The sequence below is a fragment of the Streptomyces sp. N35 genome, from assembly GCF_016464295.1.
In the GTDB taxonomy this organism is placed as follows: Bacteria; Actinomycetota; Actinomycetes; order Streptomycetales; family Streptomycetaceae; genus Streptomyces.
The window spans coordinates 174282-183407 of the sequence record NZ_JAEIMH010000005.1 but is presented as its reverse complement, the minus strand read 5'-3'; the positions used below and the strand labels follow the sequence as shown (position 1 = coordinate 183407).

The 9126-nt window shown below is 71.2% G+C and carries 8 protein-coding genes; 2 read left to right on the top strand and 6 right to left on the bottom strand.

The window, feature by feature from the left end:
• Nucleotides 1-72 precede the first annotated feature (72 nt).
• The 6 genes from hflX to miaA all read right to left on the bottom strand — a co-directional run bounded on the left by hflX (nucleotide 73) and on the right by miaA (nucleotide 8231).
• Nucleotides 73-1581: a GTPase HflX gene (hflX, locus tag JAO81_RS04555; protein ID WP_199546431.1), complete on the bottom strand. Its 1509-nt coding sequence runs from the start codon at nucleotides 1579-1581 to the stop codon at nucleotides 73-75.
• Nucleotides 1582-1791: 210 nt separating this feature from the next.
• Complete coding sequence (locus JAO81_RS04550) at nucleotides 1792-3240, bottom strand: M1 family metallopeptidase (protein WP_199546430.1); 1449 nt, start codon at nucleotides 3238-3240, stop codon at nucleotides 1792-1794.
• A gap of 187 nt (nucleotides 3241-3427) precedes the next feature.
• Nucleotides 3428-5527: a bifunctional (p)ppGpp synthetase/guanosine-3',5'-bis(diphosphate) 3'-pyrophosphohydrolase gene (locus JAO81_RS04545; RefSeq protein WP_199546429.1), complete on the bottom strand. Its 2100-nt coding sequence runs from the start codon at nucleotides 5525-5527 to the stop codon at nucleotides 3428-3430.
• 193 nt (nucleotides 5528-5720) lie between these two features.
• Entirely contained in the window at nucleotides 5721-6599 is an 879-nt protein-coding gene (gene dapF, locus JAO81_RS04540) for a diaminopimelate epimerase (RefSeq protein WP_199546428.1), read from the bottom strand.
• 66 nt (nucleotides 6600-6665) lie between these two features.
• On the bottom strand, nucleotides 6666-7091 hold the full coding sequence (locus tag JAO81_RS04535; protein ID WP_374194253.1) for a hypothetical protein: 426 nt from the start codon (nucleotides 7089-7091) through the stop codon (nucleotides 6666-6668).
• A gap of 189 nt (nucleotides 7092-7280) precedes the next feature.
• Nucleotides 7281-8231: a tRNA (adenosine(37)-N6)-dimethylallyltransferase MiaA gene (miaA, locus tag JAO81_RS04530; RefSeq protein ID WP_199546427.1), complete on the bottom strand. Its 951-nt coding sequence runs from the start codon at nucleotides 8229-8231 to the stop codon at nucleotides 7281-7283.
• 181 nt (nucleotides 8232-8412) lie between these two features.
• Between miaA and JAO81_RS04525 the strand changes: the two genes are divergently transcribed.
• Both JAO81_RS04525 and JAO81_RS04520 read left to right on the top strand, forming a co-directional pair.
• Nucleotides 8413-8688 (top strand): hypothetical protein, encoded by a 276-nt coding sequence (locus tag JAO81_RS04525; RefSeq protein WP_199546426.1) that lies wholly within the window; start codon nucleotides 8413-8415, stop codon nucleotides 8686-8688.
• A 43-nt stretch (nucleotides 8689-8731) separates the two neighbouring features.
• Nucleotides 8732-9085 (top strand): antitoxin, encoded by a 354-nt coding sequence (locus tag JAO81_RS04520; protein WP_199546425.1) that lies wholly within the window; start codon nucleotides 8732-8734, stop codon nucleotides 9083-9085.
• Nucleotides 9086-9126: the final 41 nt, after the last annotated feature.

Below are 9126 nucleotides of genomic sequence, written 5' to 3'. Positions count from 1 at the left end.
CCGGTGTCCCCGCGGCCCCCCGCGCGCCCCGCGCGGGGGGGGGGAGCTAGCCCCTTCTGCGTGGACCGGTGGTCAGCGCTTGGCCGGCACGAACGTCGACAGCTCGGCCGCCAACTCCTCGTGCACCAGCGCCTTGAGCAGCGTGCCCTCGCCCGTGTGCTCCTCGGAGAGGACCTCGCCCTCGGCGTGCGCGCGGGCGATGAGCGCGCCCTGCGTGTACGGCACGAGCGCCTCGATCTCGACCGAGGGGCGCGGCAGTTCGGCGTCGATGAGCGCGAGCAGCTTGTCGATGCCCTCGCCCGTACGGGCCGAGACGGCCAGCGCGTACCGCTCGTTGGCCAGCAGCCGCTGCAGGACGACCGGGTCCGCCGCGTCCGCCTTGTTGATCACCACGATCTCCCGGACGTCGGTGGCGCCGACATCCCGGATCACCTCGCGTACGGCGGCGAGCTGCTCCTCCGGCGCCGGGTGCGAACCGTCGACCACGTGCAGGATCAGATCGGACTCGCCGACCTCCTCCATCGTGGAGCGGAACGCCTCGACGAGGTGGTGCGGCAGATGCCGTACGAACCCGACGGTGTCGGCGAGCGTGTAGACCCGGCCGCTCGGCGTCTCCGCCTTGCGGACGGTCGGGTCGAGGGTGGCGAACAGCGCGTTCTCCACCAGCACGCCCGCGCCCGTGAGGCGGTTGAGCAGCGAGGACTTGCCCGCGTTGGTGTAGCCGGCGATGGCCACCGACGGCACCTTGTGGCGCTTGCGCTCCTGGCGCTTGATGTCGCGGCCCGTCTTCATCTCCGCGATCTCACGGCGCATCTTCGCCATCTTCTCGCGGATCCGTCGCCGGTCCGTTTCGATCTTGGTCTCACCGGGGCCTCGGGTGGCCATCCCGCCACCGCCGCCGCCACCCATCTGACGGGAGAGCGACTGACCCCAACCGCGCAGGCGAGGCAGCATGTACTGCATCTGCGCGAGCGCGACCTGCGCCTTGCCCTCTCGGGACTTGGCGTGCTGGGCGAAGATGTCGAGGATCAGGGCGGTCCGGTCGACCACCTTGACCTTGACGACGTCCTCGAGATGGATGAGCTGGCCGGGGCTGAGCTCACCGTCGCAGACCACGGTGTCGGCTCCGGTCTCCACGACGATGTCGCGCAGCTCCAGGGCCTTGCCGGAGCCGATGTAGGTCGCCGGGTCCGGCTTGTCGCGGCGCTGGAACACACCGTCGAGCACCTGGGAACCGGCCGTCTCGGCGAGGGCGGCGAGCTCCGCGAGGGAGTTCTCCGCGTCCTGCAGGGTGCCGTCGGTCCAGACACCGACGAGGACCACACGCTCCAGACGGAGCTGGCGGTACTCGACCTCGGTGACGTCCTCGAGCTCGGTGGACAGACCCGCCACGCGACGCAGGGAGGCTCGCTCGGAACGGTCGTACTGCGCACCGTCCCGCGCGGAGTCGATCTCCTGGCTCCAGGCGACGTCCTCTTCCATCAGGGCTTCGGCCCGAAGTCCTTCGGGGAGGCTCGGCGCGAGGTGGGTGGTCTGGTCCTGCGGGTCCTGCGCGTCCTGGGAAGGGGAAGAGAAGGTCAAGTGGATCCTTTACGTCGATATGGATGCGGGGCCTGAGATGCGTACGGCTCCCACGCTTGGGTCAACGACTTCCGGTGCCCCAGGATTCCCGGGGCCGCCGCGCGACGTCGACGGCATCGATGGTCGCACGGCACGGGACGTCTCGTCATCCGGCTTTTCCCCGTCCCGGGCGGGTTCCAGTCCCGGGACGGGGGCTGCTCCGCAGGTTCCCTAGTCCACCGGATCCGCCTTCCACTGCGGCTTCCCCTGCATGACCGGCGTCTTCTCCCCGTACAGCCATCCCTGGAAGAACCCGGAGAGGTCCTTTCCGGCGACCCTGGACGCGAGGTGCACGAAGTCCGTGGTCGTGGCCACCCCGTCCGCGAAGGACGCGACCCAGGCGCGCTGCAGGCGGTCGAAGGCCTTCGCGCCGATCTCCTGGCGCAGCGCGTACAGGACGAGCGCGCTGCCGTCGTAGACGACCGGGCGGAAGATGCTGATCTTCTGGCCGTGCGAGGGCCGCTTCGGCGCGGCCGGCGGTCCGCCCATCGCGCGCCACGAGTCGGACTGCCGGTACGCGTCGCGCATCCGGTCCTCCAGCGGCTGCCCGGCCTTCTCTTCGGCGTAGAGCGCCTCGTACCAGGAGGCGTGCCCCTCGTTCAGCCACAGGTCGGACCAGGTGCGCGGGCTGACGCTGTTGCCGAACCACTGGTGGGCGAGCTCATGGACCATGATCGAGTCGACGTACCACTCGGGGAACACGCTCCGCGTGAACAGCGAGCGCTCGAAGAGCGACAGGGTCTGCGTCTCGAGCTCGAAGCCCGTCTCGGCATCGGCGATCAGCACCCCGTACGCCTCGAAGGGGTAGCGCCCGACCTTCTGCTCCATCCATGCGATCTGGTCGGGCGTCTTGCGCAGCCAGCGCTCGAAGAGCTTCCGGTCCTCGGTGGGCACCACATCGCGCACGGGGAGTCCGTGCGGGCCCTTGCGGTGCACGACGGTGGAGCGGCCGATGGCGACCTGGGCGAGCTCGGTCGCCATGGGGTGCACGGTGCGGTACGTCCAGGTGGTGTCGGACCCGGACCGTTCGCGCCCTGCGGCGAGCCCGTTGGTGACGGCGGTGTACTCGCGCGGCGCCGTCACCCGGAAGGTGAACTGGGCCTTGTCGGAGGGGTGGTCGTTGCACGGGAACACCAGGTGCGCCGCATCCGCCTGGTTCGCCATGACGAGCCCGTCGCCGGTGCGCACCCACCCGCCCTCGTACGCCTTGTCGGGGACCGGGTTGCTGGTGTGGTGCACGGTGATCCGCATCCGGCTGCCGGCGGGCAGCTTCCGGGCGGGCGTGACGATCAGATCCTCACCCATGCTCGCGAACGCCGCCTTGGCGCCGTTGACCTCGACGGAACGCACCTCTCCCTGCGCGAAGTCGAGGTTGACGCGGTCGAGGGAGTCGGTGGCCACCGCGTCGATCTTCGTGACGGCGTCGAGGGGATCCAGGTTGGAGCCGCCGTAGCTGAACGAGAGGTCGTACGCCTGGACGTCGTAACCGGGGTTGCCCAGGTGCGGGAAGAGCGGGTCGCCGATGCCGAGCGGCGCGGCGGGCGAGGGCGCGCTCGCGGCGAGCAGGGACAGCGAGGCGGCGGCCAGGAGCGCGGCCTTGAGACGGGGCTTGAGCAGCATGGATTACGGCTATCAGCGCGCGCTGCGTCGGCGTCGACGGCGCGAGCGTGACCCACCCGAACGAGGCCCCCGTGCAGAGCTACGAGGTCGCGGCCGGGCCGCTACGAGGGCGTCGCCGGGCTGCTACGAGCTCGTCACGCCCGCTGCTTGAGAGTCCCGAAGTTCGCCCCCGCCCGGTGCCGCACCCTCAGGAGGTCGCCGCCGCCCGGTGCTGCGCCCGGCTCACGTCGTACACGCCGGCGACCTTGCGCATCGCCCGCATCAGGCCCGGAAGGCGTGCGGCGTCGGGGAGTTGCAGCGTGTACGTATGGCGCACGCGGCCCTCGGTGGGCGGTTCGACCGTCGCCGAGACGATCGCGACGCCCTCGACCGCGATGGCCTCGGTCAGGTCGGCAAGCAGATGCGGGCGCCCGAAGGACTCGGCGGTGAGCGTCACGCGGCACGACGCCGAGTCCACCCAGCGCACCCCGACGGGTCCGCGCCCGAGCCCGGCCATCCGGCCCACCGCGGGACAGCCGACGCGGTGCACGGTCACCACGTTGCCGCGGACCTCGAACCCGGTGACGGCATCGGGCGGCACCGGTGTACAGCACCCCGCGAGCCGGACCGAGGCGCCGGGCAGATCGACGACCGCGTTGGCCGCGCTGTGCCGCGCGCCCGCGACCGTGAGGCCCGGCCTGGGTTCGGCGGATTCGGGCGCTTCCCGGCGATCGGGGTGCTCGGCGAACCAGCTCTTGATCGCGATACGGGCGGCCGGTGTACGGGCGTGGTCCAGCCACTCGACATCGGGCCCGGACCCGGTCTCGCGGGGCGCGAGCAGGATCTGCACGGTGTCGCCGTCGCGCAGGGCCGTACTGAGCGTGGTGAGCCGGTCGTTGACCCGGACCCCGATACAGAAGTGCGCGCCCTCGCCGTACTGCGCGTAGGCCGCGTCCACACAGGTCGCGCCCGCGGGCAGCCCGAGCGTGCCGCCGTCGGAGCGGTACACGGTGATCTCCCGGTCCTGGGAGAGCTCTTCGCGCAGCGAGGACCAGAACGTGTCCGGATCGGGCGCCGCCTGCTGCCAGTCGAGCAGCCGGGAGAGCCAGCCGGGCCGGGTGGGGTCGGCGCGCTCGCCGTCGGGCGCGGGCTCCTCCGACACGGGCTGCGCGTACGGATTGCCGAGGGCGACGACGCCGGCCTCGGCGACCTTGTGCATCTGGTGCGTACGGATGAGGACTTCGGCCACGTCGCCGCCGTCGCGGCCCACGACCGCGGTGTGCAGCGACTGGTAGAGGTTGAACTTGGGCACGGCGATGAAGTCCTTGAACTCCGAGACCACCGGCGTGAAACAGGTGTGCAGCTCACCGAGCACGCCGTAGCAGTCGGCGTCCTCGTTCACGAGCACGAGCAGGCGCCCGAAATCGGCGCCGCGCAGCTCGCCGCGTTTCATGCGGACCCGGTGCACGGAGACGAAGTGCCGCGGCCTGATGAGGACTTCGGCCTCGATATCGGCCTCGCGCAGCACGTTCCGCACATCGTCGGCGATGGCCGCCAGGGGGGTGCGGCCGCGCTCGTTCTCGTCGATCAGTGCCTTGGTCCTCGCGTACTCCTCGGGGTGCAGGATCGCGAAGACCAGGTCCTCGAGCTCGGTCTTCAGGGCCTGGACGCCGAGCCGTTCGGCGAGCGGGATCAGGACGTCCCGCGTCACCTTGGCAATGCGGGCCTGCTTCTCGGGGCGCATCACGCCGAGGGTGCGCATGTTGTGCAGCCGGTCGGCGAGCTTGATGGACATCACGCGCACGTCGTTGCCGGTCGCGACGAGCATCTTGCGGAAGGTCTCGGGCTCGGCGGCGGCGCCGTAGTCGATCTTCTCCACCTTGGTGACGCCGTCGACGAGATAGCAGACCTCGTCGCCGAACCCGTCCCGCACCTGATCGAGCGTCACCTCGGTGTCCTCGACCGTGTCGTGAAGCAGCGAGGCCACCAACGTCGTGGTCTCCGCGCCGAGTTGGGCGAGGATCAGCGTGACGGCGAGCGGATGGGTGATGTACGGCTCACCGCTCTTGCGCATCTGCCCGCGGTGCGAGGACTCGGCGAGGACGTAGGCGCGGCGCAGGGCGTCGATCTCGGCGTCGGGATAGTGGGCGCGGTGCGCCTCGACCACATGGCCGATGGCGTCGGGCAGCCGGCCGCGCGAGGCGGAGCCGCGCATGGCGGCCCGCCCGAGGCGGCGCAGATCGAGCCGGGACCGGACACGCTTGCGGGGCGCCCCCGGGCTTACGGGGCCTGTCGCCTCTGCACTCATCCTGTGCACCTCCGGCTGCGTCGACCGGCACCCTCGTGAACGGGGCGACGCGTCCATGGTGCGGACCCTGATGCATGAACCGCTGACACATGAACCGCGCCGTCCGGGCCGGTGCTTGATGCTACCGACCCCATCACGCGCCGTTCACCGGCTCTCGCCCAGCGTGAAACGGATCACCCATTCGAGCGAAGGTTCAGGCGCCAAGGTTTTCGAACCACTCGGAACTGATCTCGCCCTCGGCGACGATCACCGCGGGGCCGGTCATCTCGATTTCTCCGTCGACCCGTTCGGTGATCACGAGGCGTCCACCGGGCAGATCGATCGTGTACGTGACGGGGGCCCCGGTCACCGCCGGGTCGAGCCCGTCGCGCCGCGCCGTGGCCACGGCCACCGCGCACGCTCCCGTACCGCAGGAGCGGGTCTCGCCGACGCCGCGCTCGTGCACGCGCATGGCGACATGGCGCTCGCCGCGGTCGGCCACGAACTCCACGTTCACACCGTCCGGGTAGACCCCGGCCGGCGCTGTGAGCGGCGCCGTGAACAGATGGCCGGCCTGGTCGAGGTCGTCGACGAAGGCGACGGCGTGCGGGTTGCCCATGTTCACGTTGCGAGCGGGCCAGCTGTGCTCGCCGACGGTGACGGTGGCCTGCTCCTCGGGGAAGGCGGCCTTGCCCATGGAGACCGTGATGGCCACTTCTTCGCCTTCGGCGGCCTTGGCGATGTGCACACGCTTGATGCCGCCACGGGTGGCGACCGCGACGTCCCCGGCCTCCACGTGCCCGGCGCGCTGCAGATAGTGGGCGAAGACCCGTACGCCGTTGCCGCACATCTCGGCGACGGACCCGTCACCGTTGCGGTAGTCCATGAACCACTCGGCCTCGCCGGCCATGTGCTTGGCCTCGGGGTGCGCGGCCGAGCGCACCACGTGCAGCAGACCGTCGCCGCCGAGTCCGGCACGCCGGTCGCAGAGCACGGCGACGGCGTTCGGGCCGAGCTCGATGGCATTGTCCGGGTCGGGCACGATCACGAAGTCGTTCTGAGTGCCGTGACCCTTGAGGAAGGCGATGCTCATCCCTCGATCGTACGGGGTGGGCGCCCACAGCCTCCGGCCGCGGTCGGCGCACCCGTAACGCGCTGGTCAGCGCAGCCGGGCGACCCGCCAGACCGCCAGGACGGCGAGCACGCCGACGACCGCCGTGTACGCGATGACGACCCGCCAGTCCGGACGGTGTCCGGAGCCTCGGACAGGAAGACCCGGCCAGGTGTGACCGACGCGACGGGCGGCCATCACGCCCCAGCCGGCCGCGCAGCAGCTGATCAGGAGGCCGAGCATGGCCACCACCGCGCCGCCGTCGCCGAACTCGAAGGCGAGCGGGAACGCGAACATCAGCGAGCCGAGGGTCGCGAGGACCACGATCGGCGCGATCTGCCAGATCCGGAGCTTGCGCTGCGGCCGCAGCTCGACCTCGACCTCGGAACCGGCTAGTGCGGCCGCCTCTTCGGCGGGATCGGGACCGTCGGGGACCACGCCGCCGCCTTCGTCCGCCGGCTCGGGCGGGTTCACGCCCTGCGCAGGCTCCGATTGCGGACCATCAGGGCTCAGCTGCCCCTGCTCCTCATGTGCGGTGTCGCGAGGGCCGGCCTCCATCGCCACGCGCCCTCCCAACTGGACTCCACGATCGATCGAAGCTTGATGATGGCACGGGCGGTCAGGCCCGGATGACCGCCGGAGCGTCCCGATGCCATCACGTGATCAGGCTGTGACCGCTCGTTCGACCAACGCCATTGCACGGTCCGGGAGTTCCGCGTGGTCGGCCGCGGCGCCGCTGAGCCAGTGCACCCGGGGATCGCGCCGGAACCAGGAGTCCTGGCGGCGCGCGAAGCGCTTGGTGGCGCGCACGGTCTCGGCGCGGGCCTCGTCCTCGGTGCACTCCCCCGCGAAGGCGGCGAGCACCTGCTGGTAGCCGAGCGCGCGCGAAGCCGTACGGCCCTCGCGCAGCCCCCGGGCCTCGAGAGCGCGCACCTCGTCCACAAGGCCCGCCTCCCACATACGGTCCACGCGCAGCGCGATCCGCTCGTCCAGTTCGGGGCGGGCGACGTCTACGCCGATCTGCACGGTGTCGTACACGGAGTCGTGGCCCGGCAGGTTCGCGGTGAACGGCTGTCCGGTGATCTCGATGACCTCGAGGGCGCGCACGATGCGCCGGCCGTTGCTCGGCAGGATCGCCTTGGCCGCGTCGGGGTCGGCGGCGGCGAGCCGGGCGTGCAGGGCGCCGGAGCCGCGCAGTGCGAGCTCGTCCTCGAGGCGGGCGCGCACCGCCGGATCCGTACCGGGGAATTCGAGCTGGTCGACGGCGCCGCGCACATAGAGGCCCGAGCCGCCGACGAGGACCGGCCAGCGGCCCTCGGCGAGCAGCCGGTCGATCTCGGCGCGGGCCAGCTTCTGGTACTCGGCGACGCTGGCAGCCTCCGTGACGTCCCAGATGTCCAGGAGGTGGTGCGGGATGCCCGCGCGCTCCTCGGGCGTCAGTTTGGCGGTGCCGATGTCCATCCCACGGTAGAGCTGCATGGAGTCCGCGTTGACGACTTCACCGCCGAGTTCGCGCGCGAGGAAGACGCCGAGATCCGACTTGCCGGCGGCGGTGGGCCCTACGACGGCGATGACACGGGGCCCTGAAGCGGGCGCGACTGCTGCGGTACTCACCGGACCAGTCTGGCAGGCGCCCGGCAAGTCCTCGAACGAGCTACGTGACACCACGCCCTCCCCTTCGTTGCCTGTTGCGAGGTTTCGGCCGCCGGTTTCGAGGACCGGAGGCCCGGACGTCGCAAGGAGACGCACCGGGCGGCGCGGGATTTCCCTCACACGAGTACGGTTTGGAGTAGAAATGGGCGTTTTTTCACGGTTCCGTCGCAAGGGCAAGGAGACCGAGGTCGCGTCAACGGCGGAGGGTTCGACGGCCACTCTGACGGCCGAGCCCGAAACCGAGCCCGCGGCCGAGGCCGGCACCACCCCCGAGGCCGAGGCAGCACCGGAGCCGGAGGGGAAGACCGCCGAGGAAGCCGGCGCCGAGACCGCTGCCGCCGAGGGAGTGGAGATCCCGAAGCAGCAGTCGGCCGAGCAGGCGGCGGACAACGAGGCCGGCGAAGGCGCCCGCAAGTAGCCGTCCGCACCCGCGGCGGTCCGACGAAGAAGGTGCGAAAGCCATGGGCCTCCTTGACACGCTGAAGGCCAAGCTCGCCCCGGCCAAGGACAAGGCCGCGGGCCTTGCCAAGGAGCACGGGGGCAAGATCGAGCAGGGTCTGGACAAGGCCGCGAAGGCGGTCGACGAGAAGACCAAGGGCAAGTACAGCGACAAGATCCAGTCGGGTACCGGCAAGGCCAAGGACGCGCTTGACCGGCTGTCCGAGGGGTCCGCTGCGGGTGCCGCTGCCGACCGGCCTCCTGCACAGGGGACCGGTACGCCGCCCGCCCAGGGACCGGGCGCGCCGCCGCCTGCTCAGGGGCCTGGTACGCCTCCGGCTGCCGGCGGGACCACGCCGACTCCGCCGGCCTCCTGACAGGGCTGACCGCTGACGGCCGCGGGGCGTAACCGCCCCGC